Source organism: Niallia sp. FSL W8-0635 (genome assembly GCF_038007965.1).
Lineage (GTDB): Bacteria > Bacillota > Bacilli > Bacillales > Cytobacillaceae > Niallia.
This window is the reverse complement of sequence record NZ_JBBOYD010000001.1, coordinates 3668230-3689245: the sequence shown is the minus strand read 5'-3', so window position 1 is coordinate 3689245 and position 21016 is coordinate 3668230. Positions and strand designations below refer to the sequence as shown.

General features: G+C 35.2%; 14 protein-coding genes and 1 other annotated feature. Of the genes, 8 read left to right on the top strand and 6 right to left on the bottom strand.

The features are described 5' to 3' along the window. Positions 1 to 14 precede the first annotated feature (14 nt). Both NYE52_RS17790 and NYE52_RS17785 read right to left on the bottom strand, forming a co-directional pair. Complete coding sequence (locus tag NYE52_RS17790) at positions 15 to 1349, bottom strand: nucleobase:cation symporter-2 family protein (protein ID WP_341194275.1); 1335 nt, start codon at positions 1347 to 1349, stop codon at positions 15 to 17. A gap of 148 nt (positions 1350 to 1497) precedes the next feature. Beyond that, positions 1498 to 3144: a PucR family transcriptional regulator gene (locus NYE52_RS17785; protein ID WP_341194274.1), complete on the bottom strand. Its 1647-nt coding sequence runs from the start codon at positions 3142 to 3144 to the stop codon at positions 1498 to 1500. Positions 3145 to 3575: 431 nt separating this feature from the next. Here NYE52_RS17785 and NYE52_RS17780 point away from each other — a divergent pair, with 431 nt between their 5' ends. The 3 genes from NYE52_RS17780 (at position 3576) to proS (ending at position 8145) form a co-directional block, all read left to right on the top strand. Beyond that, positions 3576 to 4811: a Zn-dependent hydrolase gene (locus NYE52_RS17780; protein WP_341194273.1), complete on the top strand. Its 1236-nt coding sequence runs from the start codon at positions 3576 to 3578 to the stop codon at positions 4809 to 4811. Positions 4812 to 4938: 127 nt separating this feature from the next. Beyond that, positions 4939 to 6174, top strand: coding sequence for a pyridoxal-phosphate-dependent aminotransferase family protein (locus NYE52_RS17775; RefSeq protein ID WP_341194272.1), 1236 nt, complete (start codon positions 4939 to 4941; stop codon positions 6172 to 6174). 210 nt (positions 6175 to 6384) lie between these two features. Further along, positions 6385 to 6601, top strand: a binding site (T-box leader). 110 nt (positions 6602 to 6711) lie between these two features. Continuing rightward, positions 6712 to 8145 carry a proline--tRNA ligase gene (gene proS, locus NYE52_RS17770; protein ID WP_341194271.1) on the top strand — a complete coding sequence of 478 codons (1434 nt, stop codon included), beginning with the start codon at positions 6712 to 6714 and terminating at the stop codon, positions 8143 to 8145. A 476-nt stretch (positions 8146 to 8621) separates the two neighbouring features. Here proS and NYE52_RS17765 read toward each other — a convergent pair whose 3' ends face one another. From NYE52_RS17765 to NYE52_RS17755, 3 genes are all read right to left on the bottom strand, one after another. Then, the gene (locus NYE52_RS17765) at positions 8622 to 9488 is read right to left on the bottom strand and encodes a cation diffusion facilitator family transporter (RefSeq protein ID WP_341194270.1); all 867 of its coding nucleotides are present in this window, start codon (positions 9486 to 9488) and stop codon (positions 8622 to 8624) included. Positions 9489 to 9754: 266 nt separating this feature from the next. Further along, positions 9755 to 11956, bottom strand: a complete 2202-nt coding sequence (locus NYE52_RS17760) for an MMPL family transporter (RefSeq protein WP_341194269.1) — start codon at positions 11954 to 11956, stop codon at positions 9755 to 9757. Between the two features lie 120 nt (positions 11957 to 12076). Further along, entirely contained in the window at positions 12077 to 12703 is a 627-nt protein-coding gene (locus tag NYE52_RS17755; protein ID WP_341194268.1) for a TetR/AcrR family transcriptional regulator, read from the bottom strand. Positions 12704 to 13073: 370 nt separating this feature from the next. On the opposite strand from NYE52_RS17755, the gene adhE reads away from it, so the two are divergent. Next, the gene (adhE, locus tag NYE52_RS17750) at positions 13074 to 15686 is read left to right on the top strand and encodes a bifunctional acetaldehyde-CoA/alcohol dehydrogenase (RefSeq protein WP_341194267.1); all 2613 of its coding nucleotides are present in this window, start codon (positions 13074 to 13076) and stop codon (positions 15684 to 15686) included. A gap of 79 nt (positions 15687 to 15765) precedes the next feature. On the opposite strand, the gene NYE52_RS17745 is transcribed toward adhE, so the two are convergent. Continuing rightward, positions 15766 to 16788: an HD-GYP domain-containing protein gene (locus NYE52_RS17745; protein WP_341194266.1), complete on the bottom strand. Its 1023-nt coding sequence runs from the start codon at positions 16786 to 16788 to the stop codon at positions 15766 to 15768. A 267-nt stretch (positions 16789 to 17055) separates the two neighbouring features. Between NYE52_RS17745 and NYE52_RS17740 the strand changes: the two genes are divergently transcribed. From NYE52_RS17740 to uvrB, 4 genes are all read left to right on the top strand, one after another. Then, positions 17056 to 17346 carry a hypothetical protein gene (locus NYE52_RS17740; RefSeq protein ID WP_341194265.1) on the top strand — a complete coding sequence of 97 codons (291 nt, stop codon included), beginning with the start codon at positions 17056 to 17058 and terminating at the stop codon, positions 17344 to 17346. Positions 17347 to 17571: 225 nt separating this feature from the next. Then, the gene (locus tag NYE52_RS17735) at positions 17572 to 18435 is read left to right on the top strand and encodes an STAS domain-containing protein (protein ID WP_341194264.1); all 864 of its coding nucleotides are present in this window, start codon (positions 17572 to 17574) and stop codon (positions 18433 to 18435) included. A 16-nt stretch (positions 18436 to 18451) separates the two neighbouring features. Continuing rightward, positions 18452 to 18679 (top strand): CsbA family protein, encoded by a 228-nt coding sequence (locus NYE52_RS17730; protein ID WP_341194263.1) that lies wholly within the window; start codon positions 18452 to 18454, stop codon positions 18677 to 18679. 353 nt (positions 18680 to 19032) lie between these two features. Next, the gene (uvrB, locus tag NYE52_RS17725) at positions 19033 to 21012 is read left to right on the top strand and encodes an excinuclease ABC subunit UvrB (RefSeq protein WP_341194262.1); all 1980 of its coding nucleotides are present in this window, start codon (positions 19033 to 19035) and stop codon (positions 21010 to 21012) included. The last annotated feature ends 4 nt before the right edge of the window (positions 21013 to 21016 follow it).

Sequence of the window (21016 nt, the reverse complement as noted above, 5' to 3'; positions counted from 1 at the left end):
AGCCTCTTTTCTCATTAAAGTGTACGTGTTTCGCTTACTTCTTGTGTAGGAAGAATAGTAGTACTAGTGCTTTGTTTATTTGTTTTTACTCTAAAAAGAAGATTTAAAAGAATAGCTGCAATGCTTCCAGTAATAATTCCGTCACTTACAATGATACGAAGTGCAGAAGGGAGTTGATCAAATAAAGTAGGAACAGCAGTTGCACCTAAACCGATGGAAATAGAGCAAGCCATGATCAATAAGTTAGCTTGATTTGTAAAATCTACTTTACTAAGCATTCTGATTCCAGAAGCAACAACCATCCCAAACATAACAACCGTTGCTCCCCCTAATATAGGCGTCGGTATAATGGTAGCAAATGCAGCAACTTTTGGAATAAGTCCTAGGAAGACTAGGATTCCTCCAGCAGCTACAACAACATTGACGGTTTTTACTTTGGAAAGCTGTACAAGACCAACGTTTTGTGCGAAGGTGTTATACGGAAATGCATTAAATAATCCCCCTAAAGTAATAGCTACACCTTCTGCACGATAACCTCTTGTTAAATCCTTCTCGCTTAGAGGTGTTCCGGTAATCTTACTTAGTGCAAAGAAAACACCAGTTGATTCAATGACAATGACTAAACCAACAATTAACATCGTAAGGATTGGGCCAATCTCAAAGGTAGGGGTACCAAAGTAAAATAGTTCAGGGAAATGGAACCAACTCGCCTCTTTTACTGGGGAAAGATTAACTTTTCCAAGAAAGGCAGCAACAACAGTACCAACGATAATTCCGATTAAAACAGACAATGATTGCATAAATCCTTTTGTGAAGCGGTTTAGTAATAAAATAAATAATAAAACCCCGAATGAAAGAATTAGATTTTCAATCGAACCAAAATCTTCACTAGTTGCTCCTCCTCCCATATTTTTAATGCCAGATGGAATGAGCGATAAACCAATAATGGTGACGACTGTTCCAATTACTACAGGAGGGAACAATTTCGTGATTTTACTGAAAAACGGAGCGCAAATAATCATAAAAAGTCCAGTAATAATGATGGCTCCATAAATAGCAGTTACTCCATAGTTTGTTCCAATGGAAATCATTGGTGTAACTGCAACAAAGGAGCTACCAAGAACAACGGGTAATCCGATTCCTAAATATTTATTTTTCCAGGCTTGAAGCAATGTGGCAATTCCGCATGTTAATAAATCAATTGCAACGAGATAAGCAAGTTGTTCAGTTGTTAAATTCAATGCTCTTCCGACTAATAACGGAACGAGTATAGCACCTGCATACATGGCAAGCACATGTTGTAGTCCTAAAGAAAAAATTTTCAAACCCTTTTCTTTGTTTTCAGCCATTAGTTACACTCCTTCTTCTTCTAATGTCAATAAACTTAACAATGTTCGTTATGATAATTAACATCATAATCAGAGAGAAGAAAGAAGTCATTGGTTATATTGTACAAAATATTTAGAAAATATAGATTATATATCTAAGGAGACTACATTATCTTTGCGTTTGTTTTTTTCCTTCATTTGTTTTTAAAATCGATTTTATCCGGAAAGCAAACCGAAGATGGAAGGTAGTTTCTGGATCTTTAAGGCTTTTTCCTAAAAGTTCTTCACATTTTTCTAAACGATAGATGACTGTGTTGCGATGCACGTAAAGACGTTTTGCTGTTTCAGAAATTTGGCAATGGGTTTCTAAGTATACGGATAATGTGTTGAGTAATATTTGTTCCTCTTCCTGTTGTTGATTGCTTGTAAATGATTGAAAGATATAATCGTAAAATTCCTGAAGGTCCTTTGTTGGAATAATTCTTAACATCTCAAAGACATCTTTTGGCCGGTGAATTTGGATAAAGGGAATATTTCCAGAAAGCTGTCCAATATGTAATGCACTAAGAGCTTCTTTATAGGCATTAGGTATATTTAATAAGCGCTGAAAAACATTGCTAATACCAAAGGACATAGACCGTTTAAAGGTATTCCCAATATAATCTTGAATATTTTGCAAATATGGAAGAATCGAATGGTCTAAATCATAGGTTGAATGGGCGACTTCCATAATAATAATGCAATGATCGTCTTTCATAAAAAGCTGGGAGGCAAAAGGCGCCTTTTTTATTTCCGTTTCCAAATACTCATATATATAATCTACTTCAACAGAATGCTGTGTAAAGGATATGTATTGATCACTGTTATCCATTTTGCCAATAATCGTAATCGAAGCTTGTTCCTTTTTTAAAGAAAATTCTCTTGCTCTACTTTCAATCTCCTCAGCAAAGGTAAATTTCCCTTCCACAAAATGAGCGAAGAAATCATTTCTTGCCCTTCGTGAATATTGCTTCACTGTATTTTCTCTCATTAGCTCAAACGATAAAACGTTGGTAGCTTGTTCAATGGTAAGCAGTAAACTTTTATCTTCAACCGGAATTTCTCCAAGTACAACGAGAAATGCTGGTTTTCTCATATGAGTATAGATTGGAAAAATAGTAAAAACCTCTTCTGTATTTCTACTAGAAAAACAAGAATAGGGCGAGCTTGGTAATAAAATTTCATATCCTTTTGCATGAAGGGAGCTAAAATAGTTTTCAATTGAATTTCTAGTATGAGAAGAGGTGTGCATTTGGAAATGTGCATCAAGTAAAATAATTCGTTTGTTAATCATTTGCGATAAGTCGTCGACAAGCCTTTTTATGCCTTTTCCCTTTAATATATGCTGTGTGAATTTCCGGTGTGTTTCAAATGCAGTAGTTAATTCTGCTGTCCTCTGACTCAGCATGTAATTCAAAGAGCCATTAACAATTTCACCAAGTGACGTTTCTAATGGTATTTCTAAAAGTGGAAATCCTTTTTCATTTGCAAATTGTATGGCTTCGTGTGGAATATGTCCTAAGAATCTTTTTGCCTTAATTCCAAGAGCAGTGCAACCTTTTTCTTGCATACTTTTTATTAAAGAAAGCAAAATATCAGGTTTATCTTTTAGATGGTAGGCGGTAGTGACTAATAAATCGTTCGGATGTAAATATTCCACGATATCAGGTGCATCCATCATCGTAATATTCTTTATCTCCTTATTTAAGCCAGTGTGACCTGCAATGACTTCAACAGTATCAAAAACCGGTTTCTGTAGTATCTCTGTTAGTTTCATTTTATTCCCTCCTAAAAAGAACACTTATTTATAAGACGCTTCCGCATTTCTTGTTGTCTAGCTCCAGCGCCTATCGCCAAAACAAACTTCCAAGCATCTCCCTACGATAAGTCAACATCCCCTCCCTATCGTTCGCAGTGTTTCCTTTATCTCAGTCGATGCTTCTCCAGTTTGTAAGGCGATAAACAAGGCGCTTCCGCATTTCGTGTTTAGTTATTTTACACAAAGTATTTAGATAATTCTAACACTTTATCCAATGTATTGCTAGCGGGTGCTTATTAAAATAATGGTTACATAATAATAGTGCGTAGTTAAAATTGGCATTTTTATGCAAGGAGAAAGTTATGGGAATATAACAAAATGAATTAGTCAATTCCTTTATTTTGAATAGGTTAAAGCAATTGGAAGATCACCGGAGAGGAGCGATAGAAATGAAGACTTCTATTGAAATAGATACAAAAGAGGTGGGCAAGTGGGTGGAATGGCTGGCTACATTTGGGGCTACCAAAAATGGAGGGGTTACAAGACTTCTTTATGATGAAAATTGGCGGTTAGCACAGCATTCTCTTTTACAAAAAATGAATGAAATGGGTTTAAGCTCGTATTTTGATGGGGTTGGTAATCTGTTTGGTCGGCTGGAAGGAACGCTGCAGGAAGAGAAAAAAATTTTAACAGGTTCCCATATTGATACAGTGATAGATGGAGGAAAATATGATGGTGCATATGGAATAATAGCAAGCCTTGTCGCTGTCCATTATTTAAATCAGCATTATGGAGCTCCTAAAAAAACGATAGAAGTTGTATCGTTATGTGAAGAAGAAGGGAGTAGATTTCCTTTGGCTTTCTGGGGGTCAGGATCGATAACAGGAAAATATACCAAGGAAGATTGCAAAGGATTATATGATACGCGAAAAAATTCCTTTTCTCACGCAATGTCCTCTGTGGGATTACAAGCAGATAGCAAACCAGTGAAAAGAGAAGATATAGATAGTTTTATAGAAATACATATAGAACAAGGGGCGGTATTAGAGAAAGAGCATAAGTCTATTGGAATCGTATCTCATATTGTTGGGCAAAGAAGGTTTACTGTCAAAGTAACGGGAGAGAGTAACCATGCAGGTACGACCCCAATGCCTTATCGAAAAGATAGTATTCTCTTAGCTGCGGAATGCATTACCTATGTAATCAACCAAGTTACAGAAATTGATCCGCAGTTAGTTGCGACGGTTGGGAAAATAGAAGCCTTGCCTAATGTTCCTAATGTAATTGCAAAGGAAGTTACGTTTACATTAGACGTCAGGCATCATCAAGAAGAAGTGCTAGATTATTTTTGTGAGAAAGTTTTTTCTTATTTTAAACAGAAAAGCATAGAAACAGGAATGGATGTTGAGTGGGAACAATGGATGGATGTCCAGGCTGTTGCAATGGATGATAAATTGACAAAACTAGCTTATAGGATTGTGGAAGAAATGGATATTCCAAACCGAAAAATGATTAGTGGAGCCGGGCACGATGCCCAAGTATTTGGAACATATTGCCCAACAGCCTTACTGTTTGTTCCGAGCGTAGGGGGAATAAGCCATTCACCCAAAGAACACACCGATCTGGAAGATTTAAAAAGAGGTATTCTTGTTCTTATTGAATTATTGCATCGATTAGCTTATTAATTTATATGCATATTTCTATAACTAAAGGAAAAAGGTATTCATCTGTTGAAAACAGAAGAATAAATGAATTATTTCTTTAAAATTTTGCTATATCAAAAAATAAATCTAATAAGGAAGGACATAAACAATGACCTTTTCAGAATTAAACACTCCATTAAGAACAATAATGACACCTGGTCCAGTGGAAGTGGATCCAAGAGTATTAAGAGCCTTGAGCACACCGATTTTAGGGCAATTTGATCCCGCGTTTACGGCAATTATGAATGATGTAATGATAATGATACAGCAAGTTTTTCAAACGAAAAATCAGTGGGCATATCCGGTAGATGGAACATCAAGATCTGGACTTGAAGCTGTATTGGCTAGTGTGATTGAGCCAGGTGATAAGGTATTAATCCCGATTTACGGAAGATTTGGACATTTATTAACGGAAATAGCTGAAAGATATGGCGCAGATATTCATTTACTTCATTGTGAATGGGGAGAAGTTTTCGATCCAGAAATAATCATTTCAGAAATGAAAAAAGTGAACCCTAAAATAGTAGCCCTTGTTCATGGAGAAACATCAACGGGATGTATGCAACCGTTAGAAGAGGTTGGGAAAGCATGTCGTGAACAAGATATTCTATTTATTGTTGACGCAGTGGCAACCATTGGAGGGGCAGATGTTCAAACAGATAATTGGTGCATAGATGCAGTGATAGGTGGAAATCAAAAATGCTTATCTGTGCCATCAGGCAATGCCCCAATTACTTATAATGACCGTGTAGAAAAAGTATTAAATGCACGGAAAAAGGTAGAAAGAGGGATAGCGACAGACAGTGAATTAACAGAGAAAAAAGTACATGCGCCAATTCGCTCCAACTATTTAGACTTAGCGCAATTACAGGATTATTGGAGTCCAAGAAGATTAAATCATCACACAGAAGCAACTTCCATGCTATACGCACTTCACGAAGGATTAAGAATTGTATTAGAGGAAGGCATGGAAAATAGGTTTGCACGTCATCAATACCATGAACAAGCATTAATCGAAGGAATAAAAGGAATGGGGCTAGAATTATTTGGCGATAAAAGATGGAAATTGCCGACCGTTACATGTATTAAAGTACCTGAAGGAATCGATGCAGAGTCTGTTCGAAGCATGATGCTCCAGCAATTTGGTGTGGAAATCGCAAGCTCTTTTGGTCCTTTGCACGGAAAAATATGGAGGATCGGAACAATGGGCTATAGCTGTCGAAAAGAAAATGTCTTATTCGTACTTGCTAGTTTAGAAGCATGCCTGATTAGACATGGAGTAAAACTTCCGTCAGGTCAAGCACTTCAAGCGACATTAGACTTTTATTCAAGAGACTCAAAATAAAAGGTAACAGAGGAGCGGTCTCAGTGCCCGAGAGGAGAGGAAGAGAAAAAGGAAGAGCAGGTAACAGAGGAGTGCCTCCCTCAGCCCCCGTCTCTCCTTCGAACAAGCAGAAAAAGTAAGAGAGTACATCATCTATTATCAAAAGAATAAAAAAAATCCATATTGACAATAATGAGTCTATCCGATATGATTTTTCACAAAGAAATGAATAATGAAACTATAAAAAGGAATAGTATACAGCCATGTCTATTAAAAGAGAGGGTCTAATTGCTGAAAGGACCTATAGAATACCTGTTGAACCTGCCTTTTTCGTTCTGTATCGAATAGACAATGTTTAGAAAGATTCAGCGGTTCAATACCGTTACCATGGATGAGTGTAAAGCTTTGCTTTGAATTAGGGTGGTACCGCCATTTTTTGGTCCCTAATGATAGGCGAGGCTTTTTTTATTGTTTTTTTTCAAAAAAAACCTTTAGGAATAGAAATGTAGCTTTAATAATGAGTATAAATAAGACCCAATATTTTAGGAGGCAAATAAAATGGCAAAGGATTTTGTAAAAAGCATAACTAGCATGGACGAGGATTTTGCTCAATGGTATACAGATGTTGTAACAAAAGCAGAACTTATCGATTATTCAAGCGTAAGAGGTTCCATGATTATTCGCCCATATGGAACAGCAATCTGGGAGAATATTAAAGAGGCATTAGACAAACGCATTAAAGAAACAGGTCACGAAAATGTTTATATGCCACTTTTTATTCCAGAAAGCCTTTTACAAAGAGAAAAGGATCATATCGAAGGATTTGCACCAGAAGTAGCATGGGTTACTCATGGAGGAGACGAAGAATTAGCAGAAAGACTTTGTGTGCGTCCAACCTCTGAAGTGCTTTTTGCAGAGCATTATAAAAATATTATTCATTCCTATCGCGATCTTCCTAAGCTATATAATCAATGGGCAAATGTTGTACGCTGGGAAAAAACGACGCGTCCATTTTTACGTACATTAGAATTTTTATGGCAAGAAGGGCATACATGTCATGAAACGGCAGAAGATGCGGATAGAGAAACTATTCAAATGCTTGAGGTATATGCGGAAATTTGTGAGAAATACTTAGCGCTTCCTGTTATCAAAGGAAGAAAAACAGAAAAAGAAAAATTTGCAGGGGCAAAATATACGTATACAATTGAAAGTCTTATGCATGATGGAAAAGCATTGCAATCAGGAACTTCACATAATTTAGGCGATGGCTTTGCGAAATCCTTTGGTATTCAGTTCTCTGATAGAGAGGGGAATTTGCAGCATGTTCAACAAACATCTTGGGGCTTTACGACTCGAATTATTGGTGCCATGATAATGGTTCATGGAGATGACCGTGGCTTAGTTGTCCCACCAATGATTGCTCCAACCCAAGTAATGATTGTACCAATTGCTCAGCATAAAGAAGGGGTATTGGATTTTGCCTATGATTTACAGAAGAAATTAAGCGGTGCAATTCGAGTTGGCATTGATGCAAGTGATAAAAAGCCTGGTTGGAAATTTAATGAGTATGAAATGAAGGGAATTCCCTTGCGTCTAGAAGTAGGACCAAAGGATATCGAGAAAAATCAAGTTGTGCTCGTTCGTAGAGATACAGGAGAAAAACAATTTGTTTCAATGGATGGACTAGAAGATACAATTACCCAATTTTTAAAGGATATCCAAGACAATCTACTGCAGAAAGCTACAGATCATAGAGAAGAGAACACGCATGTTGCTGTATCGTTTGACGAATTTAAACAATGGATTGCCAAAGAAAAGCCAGGATTTATTAAAGCAATGTGGTGTGAAGATCAAGCCTGTGAAGACAAAATTAAGGAAGAGACAAGTGCAACGTCTAGATGCATGCCGTTTGAACAAGAAGCAATCGCAGATACTTGTGTTTGCTGTGGCAAGAAAGCAAGTAAATTAGTATATTGGGCAAAGGCATACTAATACTATCCATTTACAAAAAAATGACACAGGAAAAGACGTATGAATATGTCTTTTCTTTTTTTATTGTCCAATACTTATTCAGCGTAAGCATCAGAGTCATAATAGACGGAAAAATTCCGCTTAATTAGTAATTAATAGAAAAAAAGGCTGAAATAGACGGAGAGATTCCGCCTATTGGCTCTAAATCTTCAGAAATGGGAGTTTTTGCTGTATGTAACCGGAAAAACTCCCCTTATTTACTTCAAAAAACCCTTTATTCTGTATGTAACCGGAAAAATTCCGCTAATTTTACTTTCGCGGTTCCTCGGAAAAGGAGAAGACACCCTACTAAAAAGAACCATACCAACTGTAGAGAGAGTTTTTATACCAATAATGCTGCCAATACAATGGTCATTTCAGTGCCTATTTAAAAATAGGGACTTCAAAACGGAACAGTTAAATAAAATAACCGCTTCGTTTTTTATTTTTCCTCGCTTTTAGTCTGGCTCTATATGAACATGTACCTCTAATGCATTAAATTCATCTATTAAAGCATTTTCGACAGCGGAAGAAATATCATGAGCATGAGTAATATCCAGCTGCTGGTTAACAGTAATGACGACATCGACAACTGGGCTGTTTCCGTAGTTTCTTGCTTTAATTTCTTTTACGGCTTTTACACCTTTCGTACGCAAAATCGTTTTTTTGTATTGATCAATTAATAAAACATCAAACCCATCTGTTAAATAGTGGGTTGTTTCTCTAAAAATACTCCAAGCTGTTTTACATATTAATAGTCCAACAATGCAGGCAGCAAGAGGATCTAAAAAGGTTAATTTTAATTGTGCTCCAATAATACCTATTGCTGTTCCAAAGCTAACCATTGAATCTGAGAAGTTATCCTTTGCAGCAGCTTTAACTGCTTGGCTATTAATTTTATTGCCTAAACGTAAATTGATGCGATAAACGCAAAACATTACAGCACCACAAGCAATCGCGGTATATGCTGCAACTAAATCAGGTGCTTGCCTTGTCTGGCTAAAGAACGATGAAACTGCTTGGAATAAAACTTGCAAACCAACGCTCATCATAATAAATGAAGCAATTAGTGAAGCGACAGTTTCGGCTTTCCAGTGACCATAAGGGTGATCTTTATCAGCGGGTTTTTGGGAAAGGCGCAAGCCAATTAATACTGCAACAGAAGCAATAATATCCGTGAAATTATTCCATCCATCAGCTTTTAATGCTTGAGAACCAGTACTGTTCCCAATAAATAATTTCACTGAAGCTAATATAATATATGTAAAAATACTTAATATCGCAGCTCTTTCTCCGAGTTTTAAGTCTGCATATTTTTTATTCATCTTCGAATGCCCCCTTAATTAACCCACTTATCATATCAAGTCCTTATAGGGTGGGTCTAGAGCAACGTTTTTATACATATCAACAAAATTGTTAGAAAGGTAAAATAGTTAGCCAGAGGAAAAAATTTCATCTATATAAATAACTTAATATAATAGGGAGAAGTGTCTAAAGATTAGGAAAGATATTTAGTTATGGGGAAAATATTGGTGGAAGTTAAATATCCCCCAAGGCTAACTTTAGATAAGCCTTGGAGGAGAGTAATCATTTATTCCTTTTCTTTAACATGTACTTTCTTACTTGGCCAAAAGGCAGCATTTCCTAATAAAGAAGTTATTGCCGGTACTAAAAACGGTCTTACGATAAATGTATCTAATACAATCCCAATAGCCGTTATTGTTCCAAAATGGACAAGAACCTCCATAGGTAGAGTAGTCAAAACCATAAAGGTAGCTGCTAAAATGACTCCTGCAGAAGTAATAACCCCGCCTGATTCAGCAACTCCCTCTTTTACTGCTTGTAAGAGAGGCATCACTTTCCGCTTTTTCCAAATGCTTGATATCATGAAAATATTATAGTCTTCTCCTAAAGCAACAATAAAGACGAAGGAGTACAAGGGGATTAATCCTTGAATTGCTTCTACGCCAAATCCATAATGAAGAATTACCCAACCTAAGCCTAGAGCACTAAAGTAAGAAAGAAGTACAGATGCGATTAAATAGAATGTTGCTGTAATAGATCTCAAATAAACAAGTAACAAGACAGCTATCATGATTAAAATAATTGGAATAATTAATTTTGCATCTTGATTTGTTAATTCTCTTGTATCATATTGTTCTGCAGTTATTCCAGCAAGCCAAATATTATCATGCGGATTCTTTATGCCACTTTCTCGAAGTTTGTCTTCTAAGGTATCACGAATAATAGGTAGTTCATCCATCGCTTGATTTGAATAAGGATTTGTTTCTAATTCAATCGAATATTTTATTAAATTTGGATTGTTTATTCCTGCTTCTTCCTCTGAAACCGCTGCAATGAAATCTAATTGCTTTAATTCTTCTCCGACATTAAACTTTTCTCCTTCTGTATCAATAATGACAGACACCGGAGCGAGTTCTCCTGCATTAAAATGTTCTTCAATTAAAGTAAAACCTTCTCTTGAAGGCATATCTTCAGGGAAAGAGGACAATAAATCATACGTATATTCTGTTTTAATGGAAAAAACAGCAAAAACCCCAAGTATTAATGTTGTAAGAATTGTTACTTTCCAAGGATGCTTTGTAACTATATTGCCTATTGAGTTCCCAATAGACTTTCTTTTTCGAGGTGATTTTTTTTTATTGCTTTTCATTAAATCTTCCTCTAATTTCGGAACAAATGGATAAAAAGATAGTCTCCCAATAATAGCAAGAATAGCAGGAACTAGGCTTAGACTAGCCAACATCATAATAAATATAGCCAAGCTAAATGGGATTGCAAATCGTTGAACGGCACCATACTGGGCAAACAATAGGACAAGAAGAGAAAAGACTACCGTTAATCCACTCATAGCTACAGCTCCACCAGATCGATGCAATGCTCTTTGCATCGCAACTTCCTTAATTGCTTCTGTCGTTAAATACGTTCTATATCTACTAATAATAAATAGGCAATAATCCGTTCCTGCTCCAAAAAGTAACACAGTCATAATAGCAATACTTTGAGAATCGAACTCAATCCACTTATGTTCACCCATAAACCCAAGCAGAGGACTGATTACTCCATAGGCAATACCAACTCCAAATAAAGGAATGACAGCTAAAATAGGAGAACGGTAGATGACAAGTAAACAAATAAGCACGATAATAATGGTGCCAATGAGTAATGATAAATCTCCTTGGCTAAATAACTCAGTAGCATCTATGGAGATACCGACAGGACCAGTTGTTCTAGCATGTAATTTCGTTTCATCATTTAGTGTAGTGTTAAAAGGATTTCGGCCAAAAATCTCAGTTGCATCACTTTCTAGCTTTTGAATACTTTCTTTTAATTCACTTGTTGCTAAGTTGTTTTCAAATAAAATCGGGAGAACCAACGTAGTTCCATCCTCTGAGATTTGTTGTCTAATTACCTCTATTGGTAGTTGGTGATAAGGAATAATTGCTGTTTGATGAGCAAGTGGTACAACAGTTAATTGGTTTGTAAGCTCTTGTATTGTCTCTATATCCTTATCAGATAAACCATTTGAGCGATACCATGTAATTAAAGCGGGGGTTCCTTGTTCATCAGGAAATTCTGCCTTTAGTTTTTCTTCTGCTTGCTGTGATAAAGCACTTGTTGGAACATTGCTAGCTAAGTCATTTTTTTGTGAACTAGCTTGAGGGAAGAGCACACTTAATATTCCAACAAGTAGAATCCAAGTGATTAATGTTATCCATTTTCCTTTTCTACCAGTAACCGCGACAAAATAACGACTAAGATAATCTTTCATTTTTTCACTCCTTAAAAAGACCGAACTTATCACTTGATAAGTTCGGTGTAAAAAAACTTATCGAGCGATAAGTTGAGTATATAATTATTTTTTCAAGAAATGAAGTGTTTTTTTTAAACATTACCTATCTACTATTCCAAATAAAAATAAATGAACGATTAACTGTGCTTTACGTTTGATTTCCTTTTTTTGTTGCTCCTTAGAAAAATCATTTATATAAGAAGGTTTCATGGCCGTTTGAATATATTGAAGAAACACGAAGGCTATCTCTTCACTAGTACTTTCTATTTTTTGTAAGGAAATTTTATTGTCTTTTTCAGCCTTATCAAACACTAGCATAATTGGATTTAAAAATCCCTCTTGCCAGCGATTTCTTAATTGCATTTGTATATCATTCGGCATTTCATGTTGTAAATCATGGAACATCTGCATGAGATCTTCTTGATGATTTTCTAAAAAGTAAAGCGAAATTTGGTAGATACATTCTTCTAGATTCTGAAATTCTTCTGTGATTTTTAATAAGGCATGTTCTGTTTGTGAAATGGAAGTATTAATTACTTCTTTATAAATATTTTGCTTATTCTTAAAATGATGATATAAGGCAGGCTGTGTAATTCCACAACGTTCTGCAATCATCCGTGTACTAACCTTTCGATATCCCAATTCCATAAATAACTGATAGGAAACACGGATAATAAATTGATAGGTATCATGATCAGCGCTGGTTCTTTCTCTTTTATTATTCAAATTGTAAACCCTTTCATTGTTGGTTTTATCACATTTAATATTATAGGAAAAGTAAGAAGATATTTCAAATTTGTATAAAATGTGAACAATATTGTGAAAGGTTTAACAATGTTTTATGAAATTGCTTGAAGGTTTTAACAAGTCATTATATGATATACATGTAAAGAGAAAACAACTAGAAAATACAAAAAGACGCAACAAAAATGTTAGAAGCTAGTAGGCAAATAAACTACTATATTAGTAGTTTTTCTTTAAAGAATCATTTGTGAATTATTTCACAATTATACCGCTTTTTAAAAGTGGTTTTTCTTTAAAGTAACTTGTGAATAATTTCACATTATTATCATTCTCTATATCGGAGGGATCTACTATGTCAGTTGTGGAAAAAGAAGTTAAAGCGAAAAATGAGCAAGTTGATGCACAAACCGTTATTAATGAAATGGCAGCAAAAGGAAAGAAAGCACTTGAAGAATTTATGTCTTTAGATCAAGAGCAAGTGGATACGATTGTAAAGGCAATGGCTCTAGCTGGTTTAGATAAACATATGTATTTAGCGAAACTAGCGGTTGAAGAAACGGGCAGAGGTATTTATGAGGACAAAATTACAAAGAATATTTTCTCTACCGAATATATCTACCATAATATTAAATACGATCGCACAGTTGGGGTAATAAGCGAAGACCAACAAACGGGAATTGTTGAAATTGCCGATCCAGTTGGTGTAGTTGCAGGAGTAACACCGGTTACGAATCCAACATCTACTACAATGTTTAAAGCAATTATTGCGATAAAAACACGTAATCCCATTATATTTGCTTTCCATCCATCTGCACAGAAATGTAGCAGTGAAGCAGCAAGAATCTTAAGAGATGCAGCTGTTAAAGCAGGAGCGCCAGAAAATTGTATACAATGGGTAGAAAAACCTTCCATTGAAACAACAAAAGCATTAATGAATCATAATGATGTTGCATTAATACTTGCAACTGGTGGACCAGGAATGGTTAAATCTGCATACAGTTGTGGAAAACCTGCACTTGGAGTTGGAGCAGGTAACGTACCTTGTTATATAGAAAAAACAGCAAAAGTGAAGAGAGCAGTTAATGATTTAATCCTTTCTAAAACTTTTGATAATGGTATGATTTGCGCTTCTGAGCAAGCGGTAATCATCGATACAGAAATCTATGATGAAGTTAAAAATCAATTGGTTCGTAATAGCTGCTACTTCTTAAATAATGAAGAGTTGGCGAAAGTAGAAAAGCTAGTAATTAATGAAAATACATGTGCAGTAAATCCGGATATCGTTGGTAAATCAGCTCATTATATTGCAGGATTAGCAGGAGTAAAGGTACCTGAAGATACAAAAATTCTTCTTGCTGAATTAGAAGGTGTTGGACCAAATTATCCACTATCAAGAGAAAAATTAAGCCCAGTACTTGCGTGCTATAGAGTGGAATCAACAGAAGAAGGAATCAAACGAGCAGAAGAAATGCTAGAATTCGGTGGATTAGGACACTCAGCAGTTATTCACTCAGAAGATCCAAAAGTAGTAGAAAGCTTTGCACTAAGAATGAAAGCATGTCGTATTATTAACAATGCACCATCTTCTCAAGGGGCAATTGGTGATATCTACAACGCCTTCATGCCATCTTTAACACTTGGCTGTGGCTCTTATGGTAAAAACTCTGTATCTACTAATGTAACAGATATTCATTTATTGAATGTAAAAAAACTAGCTAAAAGGAATGTAAATATGCAATGGTTTAAAGTACCTTCAAAAATATATTTTGAGAAAAACTCTGTACAATATTTACAAAAAATGAAGGATATTTCAAGAGTGTTTATCGTTACAGATCCATACATGGTTAAATTCGGATATGTAGATAAATTACTTTATAACTTAAGAAAACGTTCAAATCTAGTGCAAGTAGAAGTGTTTTCAGATGTAGAACCAGATCCATCTATTGAAACGGTTGTCAGAGGAACAGAAATGATGGCTAAATTCCAACCAGACTGCATTATCGCACTTGGGGGAGGATCTCCAATGGATGCAGCAAAAGGTATGTGGTTATTCTACGAACATCCAGATGAAGAGTTCTTTGGATTAAAGCAAAAATTCCTAGATATTCGGAAAAGGGTTTATAAATATCCATCATTAGGAGGAAAAGCTAAATTTGTAGCAATTCCAACTACTTCTGGTACTGGATCTGAAGTAACATCTTTCGCTGTAATTACAGATAAAGAACAGAACATTAAATATCCGTTAGCTGATTATGAATTAACACCAGATGTAGCAATCATCGATCCGCAATTTGTTATGACTGTACCCCCTGCTGTTACAGCAGATACTGGGATGGACGTATTAACACATGCTGTGGAAGCATATGTATCTAATATGGCAAATGACTATACAGATGCATTAGCTGTGAAAGCAGTTCAGTTGATATTTGAATATTTACCAAGAGCTTATCGCAATGGGAATGATGAGGAAGCGCGGGAAAAAGTGCATAATGCATCTACAATAGCTGGGATGGCTTTCGCGAATGCTTTCTTAGGAATTAACCATAGTTTAGCACATAAATTAGGTGCGGAATTCCATATAGCACATGGACGTTCAAATGCTATCTTATTGCCACATGTTATTCGCTACAATGCAGAGAAGCCGAAAAAATTCACTGCATTCCCTAAATATGAATACTTTAAAGCAGATGAACGTTATGCAGAGCTTGCAAGGATTCTAGGATTGCCAGCTAATACAGTGGAACAAGGGGTAGACAGCTTTGTTAAAGCAGTAATTAGACTTGGAAAAGAATTAAATATTCCAATGAGTATTGCGGCACAAGGTGTGGATCCAAAAGAATTTGAAGCTAAAGTGGATTATTTAGCGGACCGTGCCTTTGAAGATCAATGTACAACAGCTAATCCTAAATTACCATTAGTAACAGAGTTAGCAGACATTTATAGAAAAGCGTATAAAGGGGTTTAATATCCTAGTGAAGCATAACATTTTGGCCAAATCATTCTTGATTTGGCCATTTCCATTTCTATTAGGAACTATATTGCGTTTAGGTTGCTACACCAGTAATTTTTAAGGATGCTTTACGTAAATCAATATAGGAATCCTTTAGACGGACAAGAGGAAGATGTGGTTCATTTTGATGGATAAAAATGATTTCTGCTGTCTCATTATTTGATAAGGTGACCTTTTGAAAGAGTTGCTTTCCCATAATAAAATTAGTAAATGGTATGACAATAGCAGGATTTAGTGCATTTCCATATGCTTCATTCACCAATTCATTAATAGCTTCAAAGTATGTTTTCTTTTCTTTATAGGTATGTGTAGTACACATGCTATTAAACTTGTCTGCTACCGAAACAATTTGAATCAGGAAAGGAATATCCTTTTCTGTTCGACGAGAGGGGTAGCCTTTTCCATTTATTTTTTCATGATGCAATAGGGCAGTTCGTGATATTAATATGTCCAATTGCGAAACTTGAAATAAAATGCTTTTTCCATAAGTCGTATGTTTTTGGATTTCCTTATATTCTTTTTGTGTTAAGCGATCTTGTGCTTGTAAGAGGGCTGGATTAATTTTTAGCATGCCGATATCATGGAATAGACCCATCTGACTTAGTAGATGGCATTCCTGTCTAGATAATCCTAAAATCTTCCCAATGATTGCTGAAATGATGCCTACATTAATGCTATGTTGATATATATAATCCTTTGGTGGAACTTCTGTGTGAATAATATCTAAAATTGCTAATTCTTGAAGGGAAAAATCAATTGCTTTTTCATAGTTATGTAGAAATCTATCAACATTGTAATTTTCTTGTTCTATGATAAAGTGGAAGGTTTCTTTCACTTCATCTATTAAATTAGTAAACGTATTATTTATGGAGGAAGGAGGGGTGTCTTCTGTAGAGCTAATTACATCAAATGGATTTATCTGATGTTTAGTAAGTAATTCTACATGCTTTTTTGTAAGAGTAGAGCCCTTTTTAAGTAGAAATAAACCTTCAATGGAGTTAGAATAAACATCTTCTTTTATACGATATCCAATAATATCTGTAGTAACTTTTTCCATATCTTTTGTCTCCTTTATTAAATGGCTATTTTGCTACGGTGCATCCCCTTCTTAGTAAATATTACCTTACCTCAACCTTCGATAAAACAGACTTTGTGACTAGATGGAATAATCCTAAATACCTATTTTAGTAGAAAATACTTGGGACTAAGATCTTCAGCAATGTTTTCCTATTATAATAACAATATATTTACCCGAAAAGAATAGAAGAAATCGATTGATTTTAAGAGATTTAAAGATATTTTTAGAAAGGGGAATACACAACAGATGGATAAAAATCAGCCGAAGGAAAATAATACGTTTTATATACATAAGGAAAAGCAGTATCAATACCATATAGACATGATTCATAATGAATTGATGAAGTACCAAACAATAAATATACCTAAACAAAATATAGCTATAAAAAATCATGATTTGGAAGATTGGATAGTAGGAAAATTAAGCCCGGAGGAAATCGCGGAGATTACCTTTTTGTTAGAAAACGCCAAAAAAAGAGCTTCCTCCCTAAAAGCGATTTTTCAAGTGATTGCCACAGGTTTATTAAAAAGCACGTAAGAAATTCTTCTATCTTCCTCTTACTACCAAAAGGCTTCTCACTTGTTTCACTATAATGACAACTATATAATAGTATATATTTATCCATAAATACCAAGAATTTAGGTTCAAAAACAAGTAGGGAATAACTGAAAAAAGTTATGGAAACTTCTGTTATTCTACTTGGAAAAGTCGCTATCATAAACGAGTGAAGAAGGTTGTTTCTTGTATTAGGAGGAGAACTAGTTGGAACAATGTATGAAAAGTCTATATACCTATTTAAATGATCATCTTGTAGACATGCGTGAGGAATGGTTAAAAATATTAGAAAATAGTTCATCTAATTTTTATTCCATCGATAAATCAACAGCTAATTTGGAAGAACTAGTTACAGCTCACCAAATTCTTATAGAAAATGTAATTAAGGTTTTTATTGAGGACGAAGCAGAGTATTCAGCAAATATTTCTAAATGGGCTGTTAAAGTTGCGGAAAAGCGTGCGAAAGACTTGGTACCTATTTTGGAATCCATCGAACAGCTTAATGTCGTTAAAGGAATTCTTTCATCCTATGTAGAAAAGTTTTCTGAAGAATCTACTGATCATTTAACGATATCTACTTTGTTTGAATGGATACGATTGATCCATTATGCATTCGATTTATTTGTAAATATATTTATTAGCTCTTACGATGAATATAAATTTCAGCAATTAACAGCACAGCAAGAAACAATTTATGAATTAAGCAGTCCAGTTATACCAATTACAAAGGGGATTGGTGTTCTCCCGCTAATTGGAGATATTGATACGAAGAGAGCTCAATTAATCATGGAAAATACTTTGAAGGAATGCAATGAAAAACGATTTAATCATTTATTTATTGATTTATCAGGGGTTCCACTTATCGATACAATGGTGGCGCATCAAATTTTTCAGGTTATTCATGCACTACGATTAATTGGTGTAAAAGGGTATCTTTCAGGGTTAAGACCAGAGGTAGCGCAAACTGCTATTCAACTAGGTGTGGATTTTAGCCAAATTCCAATGTTCAATAATTTAGCAAGTGCTCTTGAAAGTTTTGGGTTAATGGTTAATGAAGTGAAATATGTTTAAATAGAGGTGTATATAGATGGGGAAGTATCTAGCTGCACTATTTTTTCCGTGCTTATTAGTAATTCTCTTTTCAAGAGCAACATATTATCCAATTATTGGTTTGGTTTTAACTGTCGCCTTAATTGCTGCATCTGTTTATAAAGGATACACAGACACGTTTATATTAATTGTTGTAGATGCTTTTTCCATGACAATTGGATTTATGATTAGCAGGAAATGGAAAGAGAAAGTAGCGAATAAATAATGTTTAGCTACATTTCAAAAAAGAGTGAAAAAAGAATAGAGAAGGAGAATGACTAAACGATTTTACGTCGATAAAGATGATAGGTATTTTCGTATAGTCATTTTTTTTGATTCATTCATTAATAAATCATATTCTAAAATAAATCGAATGTTTGTTCTCTTTTTTGTGGTTTGAAATGGATGGTTTGTGGTAGAATGGTGATATATTGATTACATAATTAAGTATAGATAGGACTGTTAACATAATCATTAAAGGATGAAGAAAAACTTTTAGCAGATTAAAAATAATTTTTCATATAGATTGTCTACCAAAATGTACGTTTTTCGAAAGTTGATAGATCGGAGGATGGGTTAGTGAGTCATGATTTTGAGTTAGTTTCAAAGTATACGCCTCAAGGAGATCAGCCAGAAGCAATAAAAAAACTAATATCAGGAATTAAAGCAGGGGAAAAAATTCAAACCTTGCTGGGGGCAACTGGTACAGGTAAAACCTTTACAGTAAGCAATGTTATTAAAGAAGTGAAAAAACCAACCTTAATCATTGCTCATAATAAAACATTAGCAGGTCAACTATATAGTGAGTTTAAAGAATTTTTTCCTAATAATGCAGTGGAGTATTTTGTAAGTTATTATGATTACTACCAACCAGAAGCGTATGTCCCACACACGGATACGTTTATTGAAAAGGATGCTAGCATCAATGATGAAATAGATAAACTCCGCCATTCGGCAACATCCTCTTTATTTGAAAGGGATGATGTGATAATTATTGCCAGTGTTTCCTGCATTTATGGATTAGGTTCTCCAGAAGAGTATCGAGAAATGGTTGTTTCATTAAGAACGGGTATGGAATTAGAAAGAAATCAACTACTTCGTAAACTTGTTGATATCCAATATGATCGAAATGATATTGATTTTAAACGAGGAACTTTCCGTGTACGTGGAGATGTGGTAGAAATTTTTCCGGCTTCTCGTGATGAGCACTGTATCAGAGTAGAGTTTTTTGGAGATGAAATTGATCGAATTCGTGAAGTGGATGCCTTAACTGGTGAAATATTAGGAGAAAGAAATCATATTGCTATTTTTCCAGCATCTCACTTCGTAACAAGAGAAGAAAAAATGAAAATAGCGATTGAGAACATTGAAAAGGAATTAGAAGAACAATTAGAAAAACTACGAGAAAATAATAAATTGTTAGAGGCTCAACGTCTAGAACAGCGCTCACGCTATGATCTTGAGATGATGAGAGAGATGGGTTTCTGTTCGGGAATTGAAAATTACTCAAGACATTTAACATTAAGACCTCCTGGATCTACACCTTACACTTTATTAGATTATTTTCCAAAAGACTTTCTTCTTGTCATTGACGAATCTCATGTTACATTGCCGCAAATCAGAGGAATGTATAATGGGGATCAGGCAAGGAAAAATGTGCTAGTAGAGCATGGTTTTCGCTTACCGTCAGCACTTGATAACCGTCCATTAACTTTCGGAGAATTTGAAAAGCATATTAATCAAATGATTTGTGTTTCCGCAACACCTGGTCCGTATGAAATCGAGCATACGCCAGTTATGATTGAACAAATCATTCGCCCAACTGGATTACTTGATCCGACCATTGATATTCGTCCGATTGAAGGACAAATCGATGACCTAATTGCTGAGATACATGAACGAATCAAACGAAATGAACGGGTATTGGTGACGACATTGACGAAAAAAATGTCAGAGGATTTAACGGATTATCTGAAGGAAATTGGAATTAAAGTTCAATATTTGCATTCCGAAGTAAAAACATTAGAACGGATTGAAATCATTCGAGAATTACGTCTTGGTAAATATGATGTTCTAGTAGGAATTAACCTATTGCGGGAAGGATTGGATATTCCAGAAGTATCATTAGTCACTATTTTGGATGCGGATAAGGAAGGATTCCTACGTTCGGAACGCTCTTTAATTCAAACAATCGGACGTGCAGCGAGAAATTCAAATGGGCATGTCATTATGTATGCAGATAAGATGACTCATTCGATGGAAGTGGCAATAAGTGAAACGAAAAGACGTAGAGAAATCCAAGAGAAATACAATGAAGAACATGGGATTACGCCCCAAACAATTCAAAAGGGTATTCGAGATTCTATTCGTGCTACACAAGCAGCAGAAGAACCAGAAGAATATGCAACATCTGTTAAACTTGATAAATTGACGAAAAAGGAAAAAGAGGCAATGATTGCCCAAATGGAGAACGAAATGAAGGAAGCAGCAAAAGCTCTGAATTTCGAAAGAGCAGCAGAGCTTCGCGATTTATTGCTTGAATTAAAGGCAGAGGGGTGAGCAA

Coding starts and splice junctions, on each gene's coding strand:
- NYE52_RS17780 (WP_341194273.1), top strand. CDS start 3,576: ATGAAGACTTCTATTGAAATAGATACAAAAGAGGTGGGCAAGTGGGTG.
- NYE52_RS17775 (WP_341194272.1), top strand. CDS start 4,939: ATGACCTTTTCAGAATTAAACACTCCATTAAGAACAATAATGACACCT.
- proS (WP_341194271.1), top strand. CDS start 6,712: ATGGCAAAGGATTTTGTAAAAAGCATAACTAGCATGGACGAGGATTTT.
- adhE (WP_341194267.1), top strand. CDS start 13,074: ATGTCAGTTGTGGAAAAAGAAGTTAAAGCGAAAAATGAGCAAGTTGAT.
- NYE52_RS17785 (WP_341194274.1), bottom strand. CDS start 3,144: ATGAAACTAACAGAGATACTACAGAAACCGGTTTTTGATACTGTTGAA.
- NYE52_RS17730 (WP_341194263.1), top strand. CDS start 18,452: ATGGGGAAGTATCTAGCTGCACTATTTTTTCCGTGCTTATTAGTAATT.
- NYE52_RS17765 (WP_341194270.1), bottom strand. CDS start 9,488: ATGAATAAAAAATATGCAGACTTAAAACTCGGAGAAAGAGCTGCGATA.
- NYE52_RS17740 (WP_341194265.1), top strand. CDS start 17,056: ATGGATAAAAATCAGCCGAAGGAAAATAATACGTTTTATATACATAAG.
- NYE52_RS17760 (WP_341194269.1), bottom strand. CDS start 11,956: ATGAAAGATTATCTTAGTCGTTATTTTGTCGCGGTTACTGGTAGAAAA.
- NYE52_RS17745 (WP_341194266.1), bottom strand. CDS start 16,788: ATGGAAAAAGTTACTACAGATATTATTGGATATCGTATAAAAGAAGAT.
- NYE52_RS17790 (WP_341194275.1), bottom strand. CDS start 1,349: ATGGCTGAAAACAAAGAAAAGGGTTTGAAAATTTTTTCTTTAGGACTA.